Raw genomic sequence first — 23,438 nt, forward strand, 5'->3', positions numbered from 1 at the left:
TCCGCAGACATCGACTGGATACGGGCTCAGACACATGGGCTCAACGAGAGCTGGACGGGCGACTAACATGGGTTCGCCACCTCCAGCTCAACGAGGCTCCCTGCCGTTTTGAATCCGCCTCGCCAAGTCTTGCTGCCCCTGTTCGGGTTCACCTTCCTGACGTCCGCAACCTACTCGGTTGCCAGGGCACTGGGAGTCAGCTTGTTCATCGCGCGGATGGGTTCTGACGCGTTGCCCGTCGCACTGGTTGCATCGGCTGTCACCGTGATCGCTGTCTCCGCGATCACGCACTTGGTCAACCAGCACTTCCCAGCCCGCTTCAGCGTTATCGGCAGTTGGATCGGCTTGGCGTCGATTACCGCTTGGCTGACCGCGATGATCTCGGTCGAACACCATTCCTTTTTCTTGCTGGGTGCTCTTTACGTCCTCGCGGAAGTTCGCGGATGCGTGAATACGATCTATGCGACGACGTTAGCGAACAACGCGTTTGCTTCGTCGACTTCCAAGCGACCATTCGTCTTGATTGCGGCGGGTGCACCGATCGCTGGAATCGTAATGGGCACGGTGATGGGGTACGAAGCGTCCGTCATTGAGGACACGACCTGGCTGAAGATCATCATCGGACTGGACGTCGCCACCATCATATTGCTGAGTTGGATTCCAAAGACCTCCACCGCGAAAACCATGTCCACGGTCGAATCGCGTTCTCGAATCAAGCGATCCAAGCAATTGGTTCAGAAAGGAATCCGTTCGATGAAACGGATCCCGGCCAGCCCATCGGCGTATCGATATCGGTATGGCTTGGTCAGCCTGATCGCTTTCAACGTTTTCGCCGTCACGATGGTCGACTACCAATGGAAAGTCATCGCCGGTGATCACCTGATCGCTGAAGATGAACTGCTGACCTACTTCGCGGGCTTCTATGCAGTCAATGACATTTTGATTGTCTTGGTGCAGTTCACAGTCGCGACCAAACTGCTGGATCGTTTTGGCATCGGGATGCCGCTCTGTGCCTACCCGTTGTTGCTCAGCATTCTCGGTCTGATTGCGTTGATCAATCAATCCCATTCGGTGTTGATTCTGCTGTTCACGCTCGGACAAGGACTGACCGTACTCAAACGATCACTGTATGACCCGGGACTGACATCAGCGTACGCGATCCTACCGCAGAACATTCGGAACGAAACCATTCTGCTCATCAAAGGCGTGGTCAAACCGTTGATCGAAGCGGCGGTCGCGGTCGGCCTGCTATTCCTCGCTTCCCGAATGACAACGAATCAAATCACGTCGACATGGTTGGCGGCCCTGATCCCCTGGTTCCTGTTGTCCAGTTGGGTCTCAAGCACCTACGAGAAATGGGCGCCGACGCAGCCTGGAAAAGAGCCCACGTCCGAGCTCAAACTTTCCGAACAGTGACTCGAGCTCCTTGCTTCCCGACCACGCGGACCTCGGTGCCGGGATCGATGTAATCACCTTCCGTCACAACATCCACTGCATCGTCCCCGAATTGCACCTTGCCACTCGGTCGCAGTGCCGACATTGCCGAGCCCGTGTCGCCTACCTCGACACGCTGCCACGCCGGCCCACTGACCAACGTGGCGCTGGCACCACCATCGGCCGCCACCATGACCTGAGGTCGCAGCGTCAATCGACTCAATCCCGGTATGTCCCCGAGATACTTCGCCATGACGGCCAAGCAAACCAGAAAACCAAGGAAGGCCCCCATCACCGTCATCATGTCGGTTGCCAACGACGTCCACTGGATCTCATTTTCGGGCAACGCGAATCGACGCGAAGCCATGACCAAAGCACCCAGCGACAACGCCAATCCACTGATCCCCGCGACGCCAAATCCCGGGATGACAAAGACCTCAGCAGCGATGAACAGAATCCCAACGAGAAACAAAACCACTTCCAGCCACCCGGAAGTTCCACCCAGAAAGCGTGCCCAAAAGAACAAGCCAAAGCACAACACGCTCGTCAGACCGCCAATGCCAATCCCGGGAGCGGACAACTCAATCGCAAGTGCGACCAGCCCGATCAACAACAACAGGAACGTGACGAACTGAGTGTTCAGCAAGAGCACCAACGTGTCGGTCCAACTTCGCTCCATCTCGACGATCGGTTCTTGCAGATTCAGCACCTGGGCCAATTCCTCCCGCCCCTCGACGGTTTGATCGACCATCCCAAGCTCAACGCCACGGCGACCATTGACGGTAAAGAACATTTCTTTGCCTGCTTCACGAATCGGTGGACTGAGCTCCCACTGATCGGCATCTTCACGGGACGCCAAGTCTTTGTCGGATAGGTAGAGTTTCTCTCCCGAATCCTTGTTGGTCGCCTGATAAACAACCATGTCTTTGTCAGTCATCTTCTCCGCCAAAGCGAGCGGGCGTCCCGTGGCTTCGGCTGTGTCCCTGACTTTCTGAGCCAACACGCTGCGACTCTTGGCGGGCGTGTAGCGAAACGCGCCATCCTCACCCATCACGATCTCACCGGCGTCACCCATCCGGGCATCCGGTCGCATCAAGATTGTGTCCGCGGACAAAGCGAGCAAGGCGGCACCGCTGATCGCATCCTTTTCGATGAACGCGACGGTTTCGACATCCTTCGCTTCCAACACCATGTCCATCAATTCAAACGTCACCGAAGTGAACCCGCCGGGCGATTGAATATCAAGAATGATCACATCCGCATCGGACTCCACCGCCGCCTCGAACTTGCGTTTGAGCAGTGCCCCGCTGAGTGGGTTGATATCTTCTTTGAACTCAATCAGCACCGCGCGACGCTTTCCCGAACCGGCATCCGCGGCGTCCGCCTGAGCAAAGCCCCGCGAGCATGAAAGCAACGCGGCCACAGCAACAAAGACAGCAAGGAAGGCTGACACGATTGACTGTGTACCGCGACACGGAAGAACAAACGTTGTGTGTTGTTTAGTTGTGGTCATCGCATCACACCCTTCGCCAAAACGACGGAACAAATAGCAGTAGCACGCTGAAGATCTCGACTCGCCCCAGCATCATCAGCCACACGAACAACAACTTGGCACCTTGGCTGAATCCGGCGTAATTCCGAGTCGCACCCACAACACCCAAACCAGGCCCAATGTTGTTCAGCGTCGCGGCAACGGCACTCGCGGAATCGAGCAACTTCTCGTCCAACGTTCCATGCAACAACTCTTTCCCGGCCAAAGATTGATCCACGATCACCATCTCCTCGCCGGACTTCACCACTTTGGCGGACTCTTCGATCACGTCTTCAGGCGGCGTGTCTGTCATCACGACACCCCATGTGGAATTGGGTTCGAACGTGACCAACGCCAACCAAGACATCACGAAGATGGCCAACACCATGCAAAAGTACAGCAAGATATTGTGCGCCAATTGCGGGTCATCCACAGCAACACCGCTCACCCTCAATGGCCGAACAACACGCGGACGGTGGGCGCGCTCAATTTCCAATCGCAGAATTTTGTAGAACAAAACGTGCCGAATCACCTTCATTCCCCCGCCGGTGCTTCCCGCACAACCGCCGACGAACATCAATAACAACAAAATCCCACGGCCAAAGTTGTTCCATTCGTCAAAGTCTGCCGTCCCGTAGCCAGTCGTCGTGATGACCGAAACGACTTGGAACAAACCGTTTTGGATGCCTTTTGCGAGCGTTCCAAACCCTTCGTCTTCCGCACGAAGTCCAAACAACACGACACCCAACGTGACGACGCCAATCACCAAGGCATACGTTCGAAACTCAACGTCCTGAAACAACCTGCGAGCAGCCGTCAGCGGTCGCCGCGGGATGTCCAGCAGCATCAAATACAGCAGCGTGAAGTTGGTCCCCGCCAGAATCATGAACAACACGGTCGTGTATTCAATCAACGGACTGTCGAATCCGCCCAGCGATCGGTTGTAGGTACTGAAACCACCGGTCGCCATCGTGCCAAATGCGTGACACAGAGCATCAAACGAACTCATCCCTTCGAACATGTAGATGAACGTCAACAACATGTTCAGACCAACATAGATCGCAGCAAACACCAACGCGGTGTGCTGCATTCGAGGCATGCTGCCATCTTTGGTCGGCCCAGGCATCTCGGCCCTCATCATCGCCTTGCCCGCGGACCCTTGTCCCAGGATCGCGACAAACAAAACCACAATTCCCAATCCACCCAAGAAGTGCGTCCACGACCGCCAGAACAAAATGCAGTGCGGGACCAATTCGGGTGTTTCCAAATCGGTCAGTACCGTCGCGCCCGTGGTGCTGAATCCAGACTGCGACTCGAACATGGCTTCAATGAACGTGATCGGCGAATTCTCCGCGATCATCGTTCCGCTCAAGTAATAGGGCAGGGCACCGAGCACGGTGGCACTGACCCAAGACAGACCGACAATCGCCATCGCTTCTTTCTGGTACAGCTCGCCACCGCCTCGATGACCGCGTCCCAAGAACCGGAAGAACGCTCCAACGAAAAAGCAAATCGCCATGCTCGCCAGCAATCCACTCGCCGCCGCGGATTCAAATTCCGTCGCGGGAGGCAAATGCGTTCGGTTGGCAACGCTTGGGAATGCAAATGGCAGGCTGAACGCCATCGATCCGCCAATCAACAGGCAAATCGTTCCCAAAAAACGGAACAACAACGGGAAATTCAACGACGATGCCTTCTCGACGAGTTGTAAAACGGTGGCGATGACAGCGATCGACGAATGACTTGATTCGTTGTGGACCGTGGCAATCCAGACTTTGTTACCCAACCACTCGTTTCTTGGCAACTCACAGCTATTCGCGGAACGCTCAAGGTTCTCATTTCATTCGTCGGCCGGATACGCTGCATATCAACCGTCAGCGGGTGTCTGCCCCAAAATCACGTCGAACTGGCAGGCGAGTTCACCGATTTTTGATTCCTTCAGCGGCTTGAAATCAGCCACCAACAACTTGCGTTTGGCAGGATCCGTCACGCGGCGAAATACGCCATCACGCTGGTTCCCCTCGTGACCACGAATCAACAACTGTGTCGTGAGCAAATCCTTGTCACCTTGTTTGACCTTGATGTGAATGTGAGGGGCGGGTCGACCTGGGTAGGGCACTGGCTTGATCGTTCGAAAGCGATACCCACCGTCGCTAGCAGTTTCAAAGCGACCAAAGCCCTGAAAGTTCTTGTCTTGCTGCTCTTTCTTTCCATCACTGTCACGCGAGTGCAAATAAACCGCGTTGGCATCGCACTGCCAAATCTCGATCGTTGCATTGCGCACTGGTGAGCCCGCCGCCGTCAGCACTCGTCCGGTCAAATGAGTCACATCGCCAACCGCGGGAGTCGTGTTGTCACCGATCACGATCAAATCATTGTCTTGATCCAGCGGCATGCGATCGGGATAGAAAGGCCCTTCAGTCAACGACGGCGTCGGCTTCAACAGTTCTTCCGCGAACAAACCGGGCGTCGTCCACATCGCAGCACCGCCAATCGCCATGGCGGATCGACTTGCGAACCATCGTCGTGACATCGTCTTCGTTTTCATCAGATTCACCTGAACGGGCTTCGAACAACACAGAAACTGCCTGATCCGACATTGTAACGCTTCTCTCGCTCGCACCGCAGATTGTTCCCCAGACCCCCGTCCGGGGAGCACCCGCGATCCATTTTCGCGGTTTGTAGCGATCGCACCGCCCAAACAACCTTCCCCGGTCATGTCGTTCGCCCAACCAAGAAAAAGCATTTGGAGGCCCTGATTTTGTCACCTAGATGTTGTTGTGATTCTGGGGCCACTCTTCCATTCGGGCAAACAACATGACCAACGAACGTCCATCGACCGAGCGCAAAGCACTTCAAATCAACTTGGACCCGCGACGCTACGGTTCTTTCGCCGAAATCGGTGCTGGACAAGAAGTCGTCCGCTGGTTCTTTCGCGTCGGCGCCGCTGCGGGCACAATCGCCAAGAGCATGTCCGCCTACGACATGGCGGTGAGCGACGCGATCTATGGCGAATGCCAACGATATGTTTGCCGGCAACGTCTGGAAGACATGTTGACCCGAGAACACACCCTGAACATCGAACGGCTGAAAGAACAACGCGGCGATTCCACCGCATTCTTCGCGTTCGCCGATACCGTCTCGGCTCGAAACTACCACGGAACGAACGAGTGCCATGGCTGGATGGGCATCCGATTCCAAGCTCACCCGCGAGATGAAGACAGCCAAATCATCATCCACGTCCGAATGCTGGACAACAACAACGCGGCACAACAAGAAGCCCTCGGCATTGTCGGCGTCAATCTCTTGTATGGTGCGTTCTTCCTGAATCACGAACCCGATCAGTTGATTGAGTCGCTGCTGGACAACCTCAGCACGCAGCGCATTGAAATCGACATGATCGAATTCTCAGGCATCGCGTTTCGTCATGTCGACAATCGCGTGATGAGCCTTCGCCTCGTGCAGCTCGGACTTAGTAAAGCGGCGATGTTCTCGGCCGACGGCGAAGTCCTGCAGCCCGCTGAAGTGCTTTACAAAAAGCCAATCTTGGTCGAACGAGGCAGCTTCCGTCCCGTCACTCACGTGAACTTGGACATGATCCAAGCTGCACAAAAAAGCTTCCGCAAAGAAGACGAGGTGGACTCCAATCAAGTCGTGGCGCTGGCGGAGATCACGATGCGTAATCTTCGTGCCAATGGCGAGATCGACTTGCAAGACTTCCTCGCTCGCGTCGACACGCTCGCCGCATGTGGCATGACGGTGCTGATCTCGGACTACTTCGAGTACTACCGTTTGGCGGCTTACCTTTCGCAATACACCAAAAAGAAAATTGCGATCACGATGGGTGCAGGCAGCCTGCATGAACTCTTCGAAGAGAAGTACTACACACAACTCGACGGCGGCATCCTCGAATCGTTCGGACGAATGTTCAAGAACGATTTGAAACTCTATGTGTATCCGTTGATGGATCGCGATACGGGTGAATTGACCACGGTTGAGAATCTGGAGATCGCGCCGGAACTTCGAAAACTGTACGACTACTTGGTGGACAAAGGCTGCATCGAACAACTGCACGCCTACAATCCGGAACACCTTTCGACGTTCTCACGAGAAGTGCTGAAGATGATTGAAGCAGGCGATGACGAATGGAAGAAACACGTTCCACCTGAAGTGGCAACCGTGATCCAAAAACGTGGCTTCTTCGGCTGCAAATCCTACGCTCCCGAGTCGAGGCTCGCGGCCATGGTTGCCGCCAACTCGTCCAGCTTTGGAAACATCCCGGCCCCGGTCGGGTTCCCTGTCTGACCCGATCTTGTCCGCTTCGTAGCGGACCACACTGAATCCATCGACCACCGGCGAAATCACTTTTGCCGGTGGTTTTTCTATGCGCTGACACAGACACAAAAACCGTTCGGACGTCCATCCAAACGCGGGCCATTCGGTGAATCGACGTTCGATTGACTCTGGCCATCCTCTGTCTCAGCGTGCAAAACATCCTCCACACCTAAGATCCTCAAGCATTGACACGGGCGACCACCCTCCTGGAAAAGGGGTGTGCAAGCACCCCTCTTCAGGCCAAAGCACAGCAGAATGGGATCTGATTTTCATGAAGGCACCGCAAACAAAGGCATCAACCGAGCGAAAACCGACCTCAAAATTCACCGTCTTCCAGAACCGGTGTTGCATGAACCCAAAAAAAGTTCCGGATTCAACAACTCTCGTACGGCCGAAAAAGTCGCCTCAGCACGGTCACGAGGCCCCTGAGCTCAACCACGCTCAAACATCGCGTTAGCCACACAGTTACTTCACGGAACGTTAACAACCTCCGTCACCCTTTCTGTTTTAATCCCCGCGCTCGATTCCGGGGACTTGAAGATCTCAATTCTCCGAGGTCGCTCTCATCCTACCGCTCAATCATTCTTCCCCTTGAGAACTTCAGAACAACGTCATGAAAATCCAACATCCACACTCGTGTGATCGACGGACTGCCAAGCGATCTGGCTTCACCCTCGTCGAACTCTTGGTCGTGATCGCGATCATTGGTGTCCTGGTCGGTCTGCTTTTGCCAGCCGTCCAAGCCGCCCGTGAAGCCGCTCGTCGCATGCAGTGTCAAAACAACTTCAAACAGTTTGGCATCGCCCTACACAACCACATGGCCGCATTCGGTTCGTTCCCGCCAGGCAACGTCAACTATGACGAAAACGGCAACCGCTTCAAAACCGGTGGCTGGCAGCATGGTCAGAACGAACTGGGATGGCACTGGTTGCCAATGTTGTTCCCTTACATGGAACAACCCGGTGTCTGGGAACTGATCACCCGCTGCGAAGACTCGGTCACGGGTCACACCATGAACCCTTGTGATCACTGCGAGTACTACGCTGAATTCGAACACATCGGTCGCGAACAACTGGGTTCATTCGTTGCCTGCCCCTCGGCGCCTCGCGTGACCAACCAATTCTCAGACGGTGGCTACGGTTTGGAATCGCTGGCTAAGGGTTCTAACTACGCGGCCAACTGGGGATCCGGTGACATGCTGTCTTGGGAAAGCGACCAAACCTCCGGTGCATTCGGCACTTACTACGTTCACCAAGACGTGATCATCAAAGACGGCATTGCTGGCGACCGCTTCCAAAACCGAAACGGCATGGGCAGCGAAGACTTCCTCGACGGCATGAGCAACACCATGGCAATGAGCGAAATCCTTAACCACAACTCAAGCACCGACATCCGTGGTACCTGGATGTCGCCTGCCATGGGTGCCACGATCTTCTCGGCTTTCACCAGCCCCAACAGCAAAGAGAAAGACGTGCTCGCCGCGTGCGACGAAACCATTCCAGAAGACAAGCTGAACCCTTACTTGGCTTGCTTGGAACAACGCGACACCGCTGAAATCTGGGCCGCCGCTCGCAGTCACCACACCGGCGGAGTCAACATCCTGATGGCTGACAGCTCGGTTCGCTTTATCACCGATTCGGTGGACAAAGAGAACGTCTGGCATCCTTTGGCGACGGCGAAGAACAGCGAAGTCTTCGAAATGCCCTGATCAAACGGATGCATGAAGTTATTTCTTTGTGCTTGAACCAATCACTCTCTCTCGCTCAGCGAGAGAGAGCTGCTTCGAAACGTTGTGGTCGACGCCACGAGTCCGTCTCCAGCACAATCCGGAGACACCCCAACGAGTCCAACTTGATCTGCCGCATGCCGGGACTCGTTGCCTCGCCCACAACCCCGAAGCCTTTCTCCCACACCTCTCTCCACCTCATCCAAACCAGATGAACTTTCAAAACCCAATCAAATTGTTGCCCGTTTTTGCGTTGCTCACCGTCATTGGCTGCGGATCATCGGCTCCGCCCAAAGCGACCCTCGAGCAAAACGCCTTTGCGAGCGTTCTGGGACTTGGCGACATCGCTGGTGACCCCAACATGTTCCCTACCGCGTTCGTCGATGGATCCGCTCCCGACAATCGCGAAGAATACGCTCAACGTGGCTATGAAATTGCGGGCGAAGCAGAAGTGAACGGCGACCAACTGACGGTCCCAGTCAAAATCTTCGGTGGCATCTTCGCAACCTCCACCGCGGACCGAACCAAGAAGGCATCGGAAGTCAGCACCACCACGCAAAATTGGGTGCTGCAACGTGTCGGTGAGGAATGGAAAATCAAAGACGCTCCTTTGGGTTGATCCCCTCTCAAGGACATTCCTTGTTTTCGAAGATCCTTTCTAGAAAGAGCCTCCAGTTCCTGGGGCTCTTGGTGTTTTTGGTCATCGGTGTTTGTGCGGCCAGTGTTGCACGTGACTTGATGCTGGCTGAACCTGCGCCATCATCCGCTTCGCAGCGAAGGCAACAACTTCGAGCCTCCGACCACTCAGTCACTCAAGCTGTGAATCGATGGAGTCAATTTGTCTCCTCGCAGTTCGCCGGTGATCAAGCCTGCCAGTCCTGCCATCCGGCCGAATACGAAGCCCACCAACGCTCGGGCCATTCCCGCACAGCGACACCGATGGCGGATTCCGAACTCGCCCAGCAACTGTTGCAACAAGGCGAGTACGACGACTCGCTTCGCGACCAAACCTTTCGCTTTCAAAAGAAAGCAGGCCAATTTTTGGTCAGCACATCCGCGGGGCAGGGCAGGGCGGTTGCCAAACAAAACTCTGTTCCATTAACGAACGAACCCAGTGTGTCGGTGGCGGTCAATTGGTTGCTCGGATCCGGCACGCACGCACAAACACCGCTCGCGATCCAAGCGGACGGCACTCGAGGCATCGAGATGCGTTGGTCATCGTTCCATGGTGACGGAAAGCTGAACGTCACTCCCGATCACGACGAATACGATTCCTTTCGCGCAGGCACGCTTGAATGCTTTGGGCGTCCCATGGATGCGATGGATGTTCGTTCTTGCATTGGGTGTCACTCAACCGTGGTGCCACCTCCACCGCTTCCGCTGACATCTCAAACGATGATCGCGAATGTTGGTTGCGAACGCTGCCATGGGCCGCGAAAGAAACACGTGGTCCTCGCCGAACGTGGGTTGCCCGAACAAATCAAACCGATGATTGACCAACACGATGCCGGCGCCCACATGGAAACTTGCAGTGCATGTCATCGCGACGAACGTTCTGTTTCCCCTGACTCAACCGCCGCAGAACGAGCCCGTTTTCAACCCTACGGACTGAAGAAAAGCGAATGCTACCTGCAATCGTCCGGTGAACTCACCTGCTCGACTTGCCACGATCCACACGACACCACTTCGCACGATCGCGGGCAATACATCCAGCAATGCCAAAGTTGTCATCAGCCGCAAGCATCCGCGATTTGTCCGGAAGAACCGTCCGGGGACTGCATCGAATGTCATATGCCGCTCACGCCATGGACCCAAGGAATCGCGTTCCACGATCATTGGATTCGAATCGTCGCGGGAACGGCATCGCATGAGAGCAAGACCGACTTGGAGGCATCGCCATGAGTGCCGTTTACGATTCGTCCGCGACTCATTCGTCATTGGATTCCGCTGCATCGCGTTCGCGAGAGACATCGAAACCCGCGGCTTCGGTTGATGCAAAAAGTGGCTTCCTTTTCTCGCCGTTGATCGACCTCATCTTCATCGCCAACGTGTTTTGGCCCCTGCTGGTCTTCGTTGACATCTTCGGCGGAACGACGACACACGAAGGATTGCTGTTCTGGCAAATCTACTTCATCACTGCACCGCACCGTTGGATCACGATCGTCCTGGTGTCAGTCGATCACCACAAATCGCGTGATCGCCGCTGGCTCTTCGCAGCTTTGGCTCTCGCGATTCTGACAGTCTGCGTTGGGCTGCAAATGGGCACCGGATCGCTGCTTTGCCTTGGGATGATCGACTACGTCTGGAATGCATGGCACTTTTCGTCTCAACACCACGGAATCTTTCGGATCTATCAACGCAAATCGTCCGTGAAGCCGAATCGCAAAACACCTGATCCGTTTGAAACAGATTCCGATCAACCGAAAACGCTGCGACGATTCGCTCAGACCCACGGTTCGCTTTTGCAGAAGATCTTTTTCCGCGGCTTCTTGCTGTACGTGATCGCTCGTGCGGCCGGATTTGGTTGGACTGATGGACCGTTCCCAACACTGCCTGGTATGGAACAACTCGATTGGTTGATGCTGGTGATCCCCACGACATTGGCACTCTCCGCGATTCATCGCTTCACTCGGTCGAACGACGCATCATCGGCGAGCATGTTTTATTTGCTGAGCGTGATGTCGTTGTTCACCGCGTTGCTGCTGGCAGCTCACTATCAGAACAACCAACTCGTGATTCAGTTGGCCTTGGCATCCGCGATCTTTCATTCCATGGAATACATGTCGATCGTCACTTGGTCGATGAAGAAGCCTGGGTCAAAAACAGTCAACAATCCCCTGACACGTCTGTCGAAGATTTGGATTTTGTTCTTGATCATTTTCGTACTTGTCATTGGCCTCGGAAACTACCTGCTGTCCCGTGGCTACTTTGAAACATGGGTGACAATCAATTTGGTCGTTGCATTCTGGCATTACTGCTTTGACGGCATGCTGTGGAAAGGCCCCAAACGCCCCGCGACTGCATCACCATCGGGTGCGGCATGACCTCCATCGAAGGCACTTCTGAGAGAGAGTTTCGAGCAAGCTGGATCGTTTGGCCGGCGACAGTGATCGCGATTAGCCTGGTCACTCGCCACTTGTTGCTGGATCGCGATGGCCACTTGGAGTGGTATGGACGAAACGACATTTACGCCGTTTCCATGTTGTCCGCTCTGCCAATCAGTTTCTTTGGTGCGATCCGAGTGAGCAAGAAATCTCGTTCGTCGTCCGTCGTGCTGGGAGCCTGTCTCCTGGTGGCGAGCCTTTGTCTTGCTGGCATTAGCCATGGCACCTCTTTGGACAGCCTCACCGCGGTCACAATTGCTCGAGCGACGCTCGCGATCCTGGCCGCTTTCGCCGCCGCCAACCTGTGCTTTGCGTTTGTAGCACCTCAACGGCCCAACGGCCAAGCACCCAATCCCCTCGAGTCCGATCAAGTGGCTGAAGGGCAGGGTGGTCAACAAGCTTTGCCGGCTTGGACTTGGCTGCTGTTTGGTGTGGCAACGATCGCGATTCCCGCGACCTACACGCATTCGGCAGCGGAGTCACTTCAAAAGAATTTGAAGGAGTCTCTCGGCAGCCAACGAATTGCACTGGCTTGGGAGCAGTGCTGGCAACTTCGCCGGTTCAACCCAAACGCAGCCGCGGCAGACACCGATCTGGCGACCCTGCAAGGCAACCTCCGCGAAGAGAAGATTCGGTTGGAATCAGAAGTCGAGCGTCCCATGCCTCGCAACATGAACATCTCGATGATCGGTCGGCGAATCACTTCGCTGGTTCAACTCGATCGAAACTACGAAGCCCTGGGGTGGATCCGCCCGATGATGTCCGGTCGAAACTTTCACCCCATCAGCCTCGACTACTACGGCCTCTGCCAACAACGTTTGGAACATCCGGCCGAGAGCATGCGTGGCTACGAACGATCGCTCCAGCACTGGCAAAGACAGCCCGACAGCCCCTCCAAACGAAACGCCATGACCAGCGCTTACAAAGGCATTGCTTTCGCCGCACGCCAGTCAGGCAATCGGCGACTGGAAGAGGAGACCTACCAATCGTTGATCGAATTGGCCCCAACCGCCGAACATCACTTCCTTCTGGCGACGTGTTACAAGGAACATCAAAAGACAACTCCGGCGGCTGAACATGCACAGCTCGCGGTGCAACTCGATCCGCTTTACGCCGAACAAGCCCGGTCGATGCTGTCACAACTTTCTCGCGACCACTTCAGCTGTTTCTTGGTGCCTCGGTAACTCCGCCAAAGACGGCCCCCGGTAGGGTGATTCGCACTTGCCGCGATCGTTCTCAATTTGGTTTGTTCCTATCACAGAGAACTTCAGCCGCCAATTCTCGTGTGAAAACGCGAGTTTGTCCGCTGCTGCACCCTTCCAGGACAAACAAAATGATCAAGACCGTCAAAAAACGCTTCTACCACGTTTTCGGTGCTGGCCGGCATCGCTATTTCCAAGACGACTTCAATTGGGAAACCTACACCCGCGACAAATACGGGCCTCAGCAAGAAACCCTGGAACGCGAACTTGACTTGCATCTGGATGATCAAGCGAGATTCGATCCCGAAACTCAATCGTTGCAAACAGGCAACTTGAAGATTCACCCCAATTTTCACGTTGTGTACGAAACGATTGGTCGCCTGAATCCCACCAGCGTCTTGGAGATCGGATGCGGCGGTGGTGACCACGTTCGGAACCTCCAGCACCTGTACCCGAGCATGAACGTGCACGGATGCGATCGCTCGACAGGGCAAATCCAATTTCTGAAGGACCGCAACCCAAGCATCGCCGATGTCGTCAGCCAACGCGATATCACGATGCCACTATCCAAGAATTGGGCAACCGCCGATTTGGTTTTCAGCCAAGCCGTGCTGATGCACATCAAAACTGCGGTCAGCCACTTGGTCGCGCTCTCGAACATGTTCCATTTGGCCAACGACGCCGTTGTCCTGATGGAAAACTACGGTTGCCATCCGTTTGTCGACGACATTCGTTCGCTGCACGCCGAAGGCCAAATCCCTTGGGACAACGTGCACTTCCACCAAGCCAGCTATCAAGGTTCACCGTATTGCTTGGTCGTCACGCGAGAACCATGTGCCTTGCCAGAGCTGCAAGACTACTTCGCTTTGCCTAGCGCCACGAAGATCCGCTACAAGACCAAAGCGGCCGCGTAACTGGCGAACTTTAACATGCCAACGTTCAGCGTGATGCCAATGACACTGCATGTCGCAAAATTGGTAGCACGCATTGGTTCATACCGGTGGTGACAGCGCCGGTGGATCCCGGCAACGCGAAAACGACTGTGGATTTCACGCGTCCCGCGGTGGCTCGACTGAGCATCGCTTTGGGGCCGATCTCAGCAATCGAGATGGCTCGAAAGTGTTCGCCAAAACCTGGCAGCATCACGTCCAACATCGATTCAATCACGTCCACCGCCATATCTCGCGGCGCGATGCCGGTGCCGCCTGTTGTGATGATTGCGTCGACCGAATCATCTTCCGCGAGTTCTCCCAAACATTTCGCGAGCGGTTCCGAATCGTCTTTCAGAATCAACCGTTTTGTGATCGAGTGCCCCGCTTCACCCAGCAAACTCGCAATCCGGTCGCCACTTCGGTCTTCGGCTTTGCCACGCGTGTCGCTGAGCGTGATCACGGCGACGCGAACTGGCTGCGACGGATCGACATCGGGGCAACCGCACTGGGCATCAGGATTGGACTGATTCATGATGATTGTTCTTCTTGTTGTTCCAACAATCCGGCACGTTGCTGAGCGTCTTCGAGGAAGTAGTTCACGTCACTGAGATCGTCGGCATGCAGCACTTCGTAAGCATGAGCGGCACTGCGGGCACGATACAACTGCTCTCGAATATTGATGTCTCGTGTGATCGCGGTCGCGAAGGCGGAAAGAATTTCCAAGTGACGTTTGCGGCTTGATTCCGGGGTGGCCAACAACAACACGGCATGCACCAAACGCCCATCGGGCGTGTTGAGCTTGATGCCTTTCTTGCTGATTCCCAGAACACCTTTGACTTCATTCGCGTCGGGTTCGTCGATGATTGCGTGGGGAATCATCAATCCGGTCCCCAAGCACGTTGTTTGCGATGCTTCACGGGCTCGGACGGATTCCAAAAACTTGTCCTGCGGCGTGGTCATGGGCGTCGTGGCGTACAGCAGATTGGTGAGCTTTTGGAAGATCTCTTCTTTATCACCATCCAAATCGACCATGATCCGGTTCTCCTGCAAGAAGTCCAGCAACCTTGGTCGATCCTTGCGAGCTTCTCCGGTTTGAGTCAACGCAAACCGCGTCGCACTTGGCCCGAGCAATTGATTGATCGCGAGAGCCGACAAACCAACGGTCGTCACCATCGATTTGATCTCATCGGAAAACCCCGCCTGCTCGCTACCAACCAAAATGATCAAACCAACCGCGACGCCTCCGTGTGGCAACAACGACATGCCGAGGTACTTGCGAACATTGTCGGTCGCTCCCGACAAACTCATGGCGGTGTAAGCACTGATCGTTTTGGCGAACAAGCGAGCTAAGAAGTACAACGCAACCAAACCGATGACCGGCGGGATCTGAGTGAAATCCAGCTTCATTCCGGCAAACGTGTAGAAGAGCGCGAACAACGCTCCGCCAATCGAGTTCAAATAGGCTTCCCCGGACCGAACCAAATCATGCCGGAAGTTCGTCAACGTGATTCCGGCAAACGTGCACGCCAAAATCCCGCCCGATGTGCCAAAACTCGCGGCCGCACCCCAGGCCCCCAACACAACCGCGACCATCAATGGCCCCAAGAAGGCTGGACTGACCACGGTTCGCACCATCACGATTGCTAGCAACGCACAAGCCGCACCGATCGCCAACGTGACGGCGAATTGCACGCCGACGCTTTCCAGAGCGTGAAGCCAACCTGACTCGTCGGCCAAAAACGTCGAGATAAAAACGAAGACGGCAACCGCGACCATGTCGATCAGACCGATGGCCGCCAACAGCGTGCGAGTCAAAATCCCACGCGCCCGAGCTTCTTGAATCACCAAGACCGTTGTGCCGGGAGCCCCCGCGATCGCAATCGCAGCGAACAACGCGGCCGGCGGCAATGACATCGACGGATCCAGCCACATGCCGCCAAAGTACATCAACGAACCAACCAGAGTTGGTGTGATCAAGGCTTCACCGAGCAACAACAATCCAATGCGTTTGCCTGTGTTTCGCAGACTGCCGAAATACAGCGAGGCACCGACCGTGAACGCAATGAATCCCAACACAAAATTCATGTAGGGACCAAATCGGTCCAACGCTTGGGGATCCAGAACGGTGTCCATTCCGGGCAATCGCAATTGCCGAAGGACAATGCCCGTAGCAATCCAACCGGTGACTTTGGGCAGCCGGATCAGAGCAAATATCTCACCGCCGAGCACACCGGCGGTCAGCACCACCGCCATGTTGAAAAGCGGGTCGTCGAAGTGAAGGTTCGGAAAAAAATCCATGTCCTGGCCATCGTTCGCCGAACGGAAATCGTCAAAGCAGCCAGGATATTAGGCAAAAAGCCCCCTCTTGGGAACGCGGCGCAACCTCGAGGTACCGCATCACGCGAGGGCGTCCCCAAGTTCCAGGCTCGAGCCCAATACACAGGCTGCTCGCCACGCACGAGAAGCTGCCTGCGACGTCATCGCCACAATGAAGTGAAATGAATTGCTCCCTGCCCCCCTTCGATGCTCTGCACTACTGGACGAGTTGGATCTCTCCGGGACGCCACGATTTATCAAACCACGGTTCGAGCGGGCCGTAGAGTCGCAAGATGGTCCACCATCCTTTGCCCGGGATAGTTTGGATCCAGTTGGACGCTTTTCCTTCGGGTGCCTGCGGGCCGAAGTACAGGTCGATCGAACCGTCCGCATTCTTGACCAGATCGCTCCGCTTGCTGTTCTTGCTGGGGAAAGGTTGATCCGTCTGCAGCTCCGAACGTGTCTGTGGGTCATACACCACGACAGACCAAAAATCCTTCGCAGGCACGTTTGGCGGAATATTCAGTTTGTAGGTCTTCGAACCATCGAGGTAGGCATCGTTCTCGTCGGTGGCCGCATAGGTGTATTGCGAACCGACCCCAATCATCTTGAGAACCATCGCGGGCGTGTTGACGGTTGCGCCGTAGAAAAAGAGCGTGCGTGCATCGAGGAAGCGCCCACCATCGCCGTCGTCTTTGAGCCATTGATAACTTCCGCCGACGAAGGCGGCTTTCCACGCACTGCCCGGGTAGAGGGCAGCCCCTTCGAGGTTGTTGCGGAACAAAAGGGCTCGGGCGGTGCCGTTGCCGATCGCAACCGCGTCGTTCAGAATTTTTTTCATGTCATCGTCGGGGGCAAACGGCTTGCCCTTCTGAATCCCGACGGATGCGAACAGTCCGCGCACTTCCGGGTCAAGCATCTCAACCGGTTCGCGTTCAATCACGGTGTGGAGCTCTTCATAGAATTCAAAGTTGTTCGCGTGGATGGTGTTCCAGCTTCGATCCGAGCCACTGACAAACTTCATCGCAGGCTGCTGATCCTTCTTCGCCAACGGATAAACCTTCAGCCCTTGCTTGAACATCGAGGTTGAAAAATCAGTCTTCCCGTCCACCAAGAATCCGCGAAGGATGACCCAGTTCACATAACTCGGAGAGCGAACGACGAAATACTTTTCGCCATCAATCACGGTTTCTTTGCCGCCAATTGGGCCTTCGAGCTCGCCTTTGTAATCAGGTGGGAGGATCAAGTATTTCCCTCCCTTGCCACGATCGGGCCCAGGGGCGCCCATGTCCACCACAAAGCGGAAATACGCATCGTTCACCGTGCCCGGCCCACACTTGGCAGGAATCTCGACCACCGTCGGGCCGTCTTTCTGTAGATCCAGGAAGCCCGAGCAGTAGACCGTGTCGGTGTTGGCGGTCAGAAAAAGCGGACTGGAGTCGCAAAGTTCGTCGGCAAGCATGAACTCATTCGACGCCTGAACGCCAATGTCTACGTGTCCCAGCCGGAGTGCTTCAATGGACGTGGCGGGGATCCCATTGAGAAAAGTCTCCACACCGCGCATCCGCACTAGGTTGTCCATCAGCGTGCTGACCGATTGAGCGTCCGGCATTCCGTCAAAGTAGTTCAGCGTGCCAACCGACGTCTCAACCTTTTCAGGCGTCATGATCTTGGAAGGGATCTTGTGGTTGTAACCCGGCGTGGCTTCCTGAGCTCGTGCTGTACCGCCGAGCAGGATGACAAGCGACGCGGCGATGTGATGTCGTAACTTCATTGAAACATTCCTCGTTAGATTTTTTGTGTTGTCACGGTCCGGCCGTCGCGGACTGCTTTGCCAACCGGTGCGTAGCTCGGCTCAGAGAAGAAATAGAGGAGGGATCCGGCTTCGGATCAGCTTGACAGATCGAAATACATTGCTGCTTTTTTGCCGTCTGCCGACAAAACTGCCAGACTGCCCCAATATACCTCGTTCGACCATTCCACACCTACTTTGTCAACAAACGATCCTTCGAACCAAGGAACAAGATGAAAGGTGTCCAGAAGCGAATCATCCGCTTCGGCGATCTTCAACGTGTCGAGGATACGATGCAGAGTTCTCGAGTCGGATTCTAGTCCATCATTCCTACGTACCCAGTCGGAATTGACGCCGACCTGAATTTCAAATTGGCAATCAGGCTCCATCTCCGGAAGGGCCGAGAGCGTGTGCAACAATCCAAGCGATCTTGATTCGGCTATTGGTTCACGAAAAAGATCTGTCGTTACAGTTTCAGCTGGAAAGCCCGACTTACTCGCAGAGCGGGCATCGTCTGCAGCCTCCGGCCCATTGTTGAAGGCATCTGTACTACTGCTAATGCGTCTGCACCACGTGATTATCCACCGGTCTTGCGATCGACATTGAGTTTGGGATGCGGCAAGTGGCGTCGCAACAACGTGAGAAGCCGCTTAGCCTTCTCATCGTTTGCAAATCCGTACCACCCGTATGTAAAACGACCTTTCTTTTCATCGTACGATGGCAAATAGAAATTCTGACATTGCCAACAGACCGAAGTTTCGAAAAGAATCTGATCGTCACGGTAGAAGCGAAGTCCATACGCAGGGTAGTGGCAGAAAGCACCACCGAGACGATCGAACGACAACGATTGCCATGCGGTTCGTAACTCCTCGCAGTCTTTGCCAGTGACATTGGCCCGAGCGTGGATATCGGCATGAATTCCATATGGTCGGACGGGAAACGTCTTGTCTGAGGCGTCACGCTTTGATTCAGCCTCATCGAATGGATCGCGTTTCGGAAACGATACAGCGCAAATTTCAACGCGGTCGAAGGCAGGCAAAGCATCGGTGTAAACGAGCGACATCATTCGGGCGATGGAAGTATCACCATCCGGGTGCACAGGTTTCCATTCGGTCGTGCCGCGTTCCGACTCCGCGGGACGGAAAGGATCGTCGACCGGGGCCGCTTCTTGAGCGAACACACCGACGCACGTGAAGATCGACATGCAAATCAGAAAAGCGTGACGCATTTGACAGACCTCAGTCGGACAATGTTTGCGATAGCCAACGACTGGCGGACACCTAAGAATCGAATTCTACACAGCGAGGCTCGTCGTGTGTTCGGCTTCGAATCGTTTGGGTGACTTACCCTCGAGGGTTTGATGATTCCTGACCGAATTGCAAAACGCATCGATGTAGCGAAACACGCTCATCCTGACTCCTTTGATATCGGCGAAGGATCGACGTGGTTTCCATTTGCAAAATCCTCCTGCTGTGTTTCGTGCGCATCAAATGCATCGCCGCTGATCCCTTCTTCCGTGAATGGATCCAGGTCGTCGTCTGAGGTCGGGTACACATCCCAATCCCAAAGCGAATAGACAGTGGCAAGAACGATCACGAATCGAAGAACCGACTTCACAGTTACTCCGAGGTCCACGAACACCAGCAAGGACAGAACCGCCATTAAAGAGAACAACGCAAAGGCGACCCAGCGAGCCCAGGAATGCTTGAGCCAAAGCCCAATTCCGAGCGGCAGAAACAGTGGGCAGACATAACGCGTGTACCACGAATCACCGCCGGCGATGGCGAAAACGGCACCAGCGAAGATGCAAAGTCCAGCCAGAAAAGCAATTCCACCGCCAGGCGGACGCACGTCAAGCCATCGGTTCATAAGTACTGGGTCAACCAATTGAGTCCGAGATACAGTAACACGACAATCGCTTGACGAACCCACACGCTTGCGTCCTCTAACAGTCCAGCAATCACCCAAACAGCACAGAGCAGGTAGAGGACCTGGATCGTTCCACCAAACGCGATGTCAAGCACGCGATCGGTTAAAAGCCATGGAGTCTGGAGCGGTGTTCCTTCACCGCGGCGGATTTCACGAATCGCGTACATATTGTGACCGCCATATGTGAATCCAGCCAATGCTACAATCCACGTCGTTGGGTTGCGAAGGATGGCTGAGTTTCGGAAGTCGGTAAAGTCAGTCATGCAGCGGTTGAGTCAGATGACGGTGAAATTCGGGGTGCCGGGCAAAAGACTCGAAAACGGATCAAGAGACGCGATCCTAATAGCCGTATTGTTCACGGGGTCGAAGGTTTAAAATCATAGCGGCTTTGCGCACCTACTGCCAACCGATCGAACCATAGCCCACTCCCTTTGGAAAGTACTGCCAAAGCAGACCATTGGTATTCTCATTAGTCCCTCGCTGGCCACTGCAGTATGGATCTGCGAAGAACACCTTAACTTTGAACCATGAGGGAAGCAAACGATGGTAGAAGAACTCGGTTCCATTGTCGAAGGTCATTGTCTTGACGTGTTTCTTGCCGTGTCGCTGCTCAGCAGAGATAACAACGCGATGGTCAAAGGCAACATGGGCCATAGCTGACTGAGCCTGCCTGTGTTGCTGGAATTTGAAGTTGCAAACGATTTGGCGGGCACAGTCAGTCCCTCGCCAGAGGGCACTGAGAAACCCTTCGTTTCTTCAGTGCTCTAAGTTGCGTTTCAGATTTGAACTCACACCTCCTTGCATGATGCGACCGGCGGAAAGAGGCAAAAATTGACGACGGTGGCATAAATCGCGAATGCGAAGAACGCAGTCAGAATGGTAGATCCGATCCCGTAGTCGATGATTTCGGCCGCTGGCATAGAGTCATCAACTGGAGACGGAATACCGGCGATCACCATGAGTCCGGATGCGAGTTGTGGGAGGAGGATTACAAGCAACAAGGCCCCACCCATCCAGACGCCACGTTCCGTCCGGAACTGCGTGCAAAGGAACGCCGCCCCGAAGGTCGCGGAACCTGCCGCGTTGACGGCGAAGGTTCGGTAACCTACGACCCAAGCACTGCCGCACGCAATCATCGCGAACAGGATGAGTATGAAATGCAGTCTCGTATGAATCATGGATACATCCGGTGAACGAATTGCGATCTATGGATGGCACAGGAGGTGCATACATCTAAGAAAAAGGGACGCGGTCATTGATAGAGCCTGGTAGTCAAACTGCCCCCGTCCCGTTTGATCTCGCCCGGGGGACGGACGAAAGACTTTCCACTTCAAAAACCGCACAAGCCGTCCTCCCGTGCATGTCATGGTTCGTCGTTCATTTCCTTGTCTGAACTGCCCATAGGTTAACTTTCACATCGAAGTCGCAAAAATCGTGCGTTCGCCACGGAAAATGCAACTCCAAGCGACCGGGTACCGATGTCTCCGAGAAATCTAATACCACACGCGGAGGTGAAACCTTTGCGAGCACGTCATCGTGCGTTCGAAGCGGAGCATTGTGAATTTCGTCACCCTCGAAAATATCGTGATTGGCGTAGGTTGCGTTGAACCAAGCGGCGATTTGATCAAGAGAATCCGTTTTGATCGTTGGGGCATCACGTCCTGTCGCTGCCAACACGGCATGATTCTGCGACTCATCTAGCGTTCCGCGTAAGGTTGTAACTTCCAGGTCGAGAGTCGCATTCCAAAACCGGAAGAAAGATTCGCCCTTCCACATATATGGCATCGTCTCCGAGAGCTCAGGTTGATTCAGACTCTGGATCATGAACGCGCGAGAAAGGTCGTCTCGCTCCAGAAACACTGAATTCGTTAGACGCTGACGTGTGAGCCGGATCGATCGACGGAGTCGTGAAAGCATGAAGCTGAGATTTCGTGTGATACCATACTCGACGAACGGTGCCGATCAGCCGGCGGCGACGGTCGATCATCCACTTCAAAACGCCCGACTTCGCCGCTCGGTTGCATCGGAAGGTTTCCCGCTCTTGTGAATTTACATCGGTGTATGGTTGTCTCGATCGTCACCATTCTCATCTGACCGCAGGAACCGGAAATACAATCCGCCGATAGTGCCAACCGCAATGAAGTATTAGAGGCCGCCGAATACCAAGAAGTAAAGGGCAAAGCCGAATACATACAGGGTATGGAAATCCAGCACATCACGAAAGAAACTCTCGGCCGGTCCAGCACCAAGCGAAGCGGGAAAGTCTAAAGCATACCACAGTAGCCACAATCCAGCCGCCTCCGATGATTGCTTCAATCCTGAGCGAACAAGGATCGCCGTCCCAACCACAAGAATCGAATGTGCTGCCAAAGCGATTGTCCCAGCTTTGCGGCTGAACCATCTCACGGTGCGGTTTCCGTTCGAAGGCTCGTCGTGTCGAGAAGCGTATGGGTTCAAGAGATGGTCGGTCGGGGAACGTGAAACATCTGCGTGGTGGCGGAAAGCAGATTTCCACTTGTTGTAAGTCTCCACCGCCACTCCGCAGCCTGCATTGGTTATTGCGTGCGGGGCGGGATGGCCGGGCCCGGTCAGAGGAATTGAAATTGTACGACAGGCCAGATGGCGAAACAACAAAGCTGGAACCGATGCTCAAGTCCGAGATCCAACCAGCATTTTCCGCCGACGATTTGCGACCAACCAAAGCAACGCAAACAAGACGTGGGTGTTCGATGCCACTCGAATGTCGTCGACCAATCAACCAATTCTTCGCAATGACGGTGCCGATCAGCGGGTCGATGGATTACGCCACAGATCGTAGAAGCAAGTGGTAAATGAATTGTGTGTTAGCGGTATTAAATGCCGGTTGAGCAATCGACTCCTTTGCATGGATAGTTATCCGCTTTCATGACCTGGTGTTGAGTTCTTTAGAACCTATCCGAGAACCGTTCGGCATGAAAAAAGCGGACCTTCCCTGAGTTGGTAACTTCTAACCTACTCAAACCCAAGGAGGGCCCGCCATGGATGGGCAACGGAGTTTTGATAATTATCGCATGCCAGATGAATTGTGGGAGCAGATGGAAGAACTTCTTCCAGACTACCCACCCAGTCCAAAGGGTGGGCGACCGCGTGCCGATCTT

20 protein-coding genes and 2 pseudogenes are annotated in these 23,438 nt (G+C 54.7%); 9 read left to right on the plus strand and 13 right to left on the minus strand.

The genetic code is table 11. The features are described from left to right. The first annotated feature begins 108 nt into the window (after positions 1 to 108). Entirely contained in the window at positions 109 to 1,416 is a 1,308-nt protein-coding gene (locus tag CEE69_RS22975; RefSeq protein ID WP_099262949.1) for a hypothetical protein, read from the plus strand. On the opposite strand, the gene CEE69_RS22980 is transcribed toward CEE69_RS22975, so the two are convergent. The 3 genes from CEE69_RS22980 to CEE69_RS22990 form a co-directional block, all read right to left on the minus strand. Next, positions 1,397 to 2,947 (minus strand): NfeD family protein, encoded by a 1,551-nt coding sequence (locus tag CEE69_RS22980; protein ID WP_233215546.1) that lies wholly within the window; start codon positions 2,945 to 2,947, stop codon positions 1,397 to 1,399. The genes CEE69_RS22975 and CEE69_RS22980 overlap by 20 nt on opposite strands. A 4-nt stretch (positions 2,948 to 2,951) precedes the next feature. Beyond that, entirely contained in the window at positions 2,952 to 4,751 is a 1,800-nt protein-coding gene (locus tag CEE69_RS22985; protein ID WP_199169921.1) for a TrkH family potassium uptake protein, read from the minus strand. An 81-nt stretch (positions 4,752 to 4,832) separates the two neighbouring features. Beyond that, entirely contained in the window at positions 4,833 to 5,498 is a 666-nt protein-coding gene (locus tag CEE69_RS22990; protein ID WP_233215547.1) for a protocatechuate 3,4-dioxygenase, read from the minus strand. A gap of 284 nt (positions 5,499 to 5,782) precedes the next feature. Between CEE69_RS22990 and CEE69_RS22995 the strand changes: the two genes are divergently transcribed. The 7 genes from CEE69_RS22995 to CEE69_RS23025 all read left to right on the plus strand — a co-directional run bounded on the left by CEE69_RS22995 (position 5,783) and on the right by CEE69_RS23025 (position 14,246). Further along, positions 5,783 to 7,270 (plus strand): nicotinate-nucleotide adenylyltransferase, encoded by a 1,488-nt coding sequence (locus tag CEE69_RS22995; RefSeq protein ID WP_099262952.1) that lies wholly within the window; start codon positions 5,783 to 5,785, stop codon positions 7,268 to 7,270. A gap of 643 nt (positions 7,271 to 7,913) precedes the next feature. After that, complete coding sequence (locus tag CEE69_RS23000) at positions 7,914 to 9,008, plus strand: DUF1559 family PulG-like putative transporter (protein WP_099262953.1); 1,095 nt, start codon at positions 7,914 to 7,916, stop codon at positions 9,006 to 9,008. Positions 9,009 to 9,237: 229 nt separating this feature from the next. Further along, the gene (locus CEE69_RS23005; protein WP_099262954.1) at positions 9,238 to 9,645 is read left to right on the plus strand and encodes a hypothetical protein; all 408 of its coding nucleotides are present in this window, start codon (positions 9,238 to 9,240) and stop codon (positions 9,643 to 9,645) included. Between the two features lie 20 nt (positions 9,646 to 9,665). After that, a complete protein-coding gene (locus CEE69_RS23010) occupies positions 9,666 to 10,928 on the plus strand; it encodes a multiheme c-type cytochrome (RefSeq protein ID WP_233215548.1) in 1,263 nt (420 codons plus the stop codon). Then, positions 10,925 to 12,070, plus strand: coding sequence for a hypothetical protein (locus CEE69_RS23015; protein ID WP_099262955.1), 1,146 nt, complete (start codon positions 10,925 to 10,927; stop codon positions 12,068 to 12,070). Before CEE69_RS23010 ends, CEE69_RS23015 begins: the two co-directional genes overlap by 4 nt. After that, positions 12,067 to 13,314 (plus strand): tetratricopeptide repeat protein, encoded by a 1,248-nt coding sequence (locus CEE69_RS23020; RefSeq protein WP_099262956.1) that lies wholly within the window; start codon positions 12,067 to 12,069, stop codon positions 13,312 to 13,314. Before CEE69_RS23015 ends, CEE69_RS23020 begins: the two co-directional genes overlap by 4 nt. 149 nt (positions 13,315 to 13,463) lie before the next feature. After that, positions 13,464 to 14,246 (plus strand): class I SAM-dependent methyltransferase, encoded by a 783-nt coding sequence (locus tag CEE69_RS23025; protein ID WP_099262957.1) that lies wholly within the window; start codon positions 13,464 to 13,466, stop codon positions 14,244 to 14,246. A gap of 25 nt (positions 14,247 to 14,271) precedes the next feature. Here the strand turns inward: CEE69_RS23025 and CEE69_RS23030 are convergent, their stop codons facing one another. From CEE69_RS23030 to CEE69_RS23080, 10 genes and pseudogenes are all read right to left on the minus strand, one after another. Next, complete coding sequence (locus CEE69_RS23030; RefSeq protein WP_099262958.1) at positions 14,272 to 14,796, minus strand: MogA/MoaB family molybdenum cofactor biosynthesis protein; 525 nt, start codon at positions 14,794 to 14,796, stop codon at positions 14,272 to 14,274. After that, complete coding sequence (locus CEE69_RS23035; RefSeq protein WP_099262959.1) at positions 14,793 to 16,562, minus strand: cation:proton antiporter domain-containing protein; 1,770 nt, start codon at positions 16,560 to 16,562, stop codon at positions 14,793 to 14,795. The genes CEE69_RS23030 and CEE69_RS23035 overlap by 4 nt, the downstream gene beginning before the upstream one ends. 235 nt (positions 16,563 to 16,797) lie before the next feature. Continuing rightward, the gene (locus tag CEE69_RS23040; RefSeq protein ID WP_099262960.1) at positions 16,798 to 18,354 is read right to left on the minus strand and encodes a DUF1254 domain-containing protein; all 1,557 of its coding nucleotides are present in this window, start codon (positions 18,352 to 18,354) and stop codon (positions 16,798 to 16,800) included. 116 nt (positions 18,355 to 18,470) lie between these two features. After that, positions 18,471 to 18,791, minus strand: a complete 321-nt coding sequence (locus CEE69_RS32570) for a hypothetical protein (RefSeq protein WP_158231067.1) — start codon at positions 18,789 to 18,791, stop codon at positions 18,471 to 18,473. Between the two features lie 158 nt (positions 18,792 to 18,949). Then, on the minus strand, positions 18,950 to 19,600 hold the full coding sequence (locus tag CEE69_RS23050; protein ID WP_233215549.1) for a hypothetical protein: 651 nt from the start codon (positions 19,598 to 19,600) through the stop codon (positions 18,950 to 18,952). A 179-nt stretch (positions 19,601 to 19,779) separates the two neighbouring features. Continuing rightward, positions 19,780 to 20,241 (minus strand): hypothetical protein, encoded by a 462-nt coding sequence (locus CEE69_RS23055; RefSeq protein WP_099262962.1) that lies wholly within the window; start codon positions 20,239 to 20,241, stop codon positions 19,780 to 19,782. Continuing rightward, complete coding sequence (locus tag CEE69_RS23060) at positions 20,238 to 20,564, minus strand: hypothetical protein (RefSeq protein ID WP_143549318.1); 327 nt, start codon at positions 20,562 to 20,564, stop codon at positions 20,238 to 20,240. Before CEE69_RS23060 ends, CEE69_RS23055 begins: the two co-directional genes overlap by 4 nt. 136 nt (positions 20,565 to 20,700) lie before the next feature. Further along, a pseudogene (locus CEE69_RS33330) lies at positions 20,701 to 21,003 on the minus strand (IS30 family transposase); the annotation flags it as partial. An 86-nt stretch (positions 21,004 to 21,089) separates the two neighbouring features. Beyond that, positions 21,090 to 21,479, minus strand: a complete 390-nt coding sequence (locus CEE69_RS23070; RefSeq protein WP_099262964.1) for a hypothetical protein — start codon at positions 21,477 to 21,479, stop codon at positions 21,090 to 21,092. Between the two features lie 967 nt (positions 21,480 to 22,446). Further along, positions 22,447 to 22,707: a hypothetical protein gene (locus CEE69_RS23080; protein ID WP_143549319.1), complete on the minus strand. Its 261-nt coding sequence runs from the start codon at positions 22,705 to 22,707 to the stop codon at positions 22,447 to 22,449. A gap of 611 nt (positions 22,708 to 23,318) precedes the next feature. On the opposite strand from CEE69_RS23080, the pseudogene CEE69_RS23085 reads away from it, so the two are divergent. Next, a pseudogene (locus CEE69_RS23085) lies at positions 23,319 to 23,438 on the plus strand (IS5/IS1182 family transposase); the annotation flags it as partial.

Source organism: Rhodopirellula bahusiensis (genome assembly GCF_002727185.1).
Lineage (GTDB): Bacteria > Planctomycetota > Planctomycetia > Pirellulales > Pirellulaceae > Rhodopirellula > Rhodopirellula bahusiensis.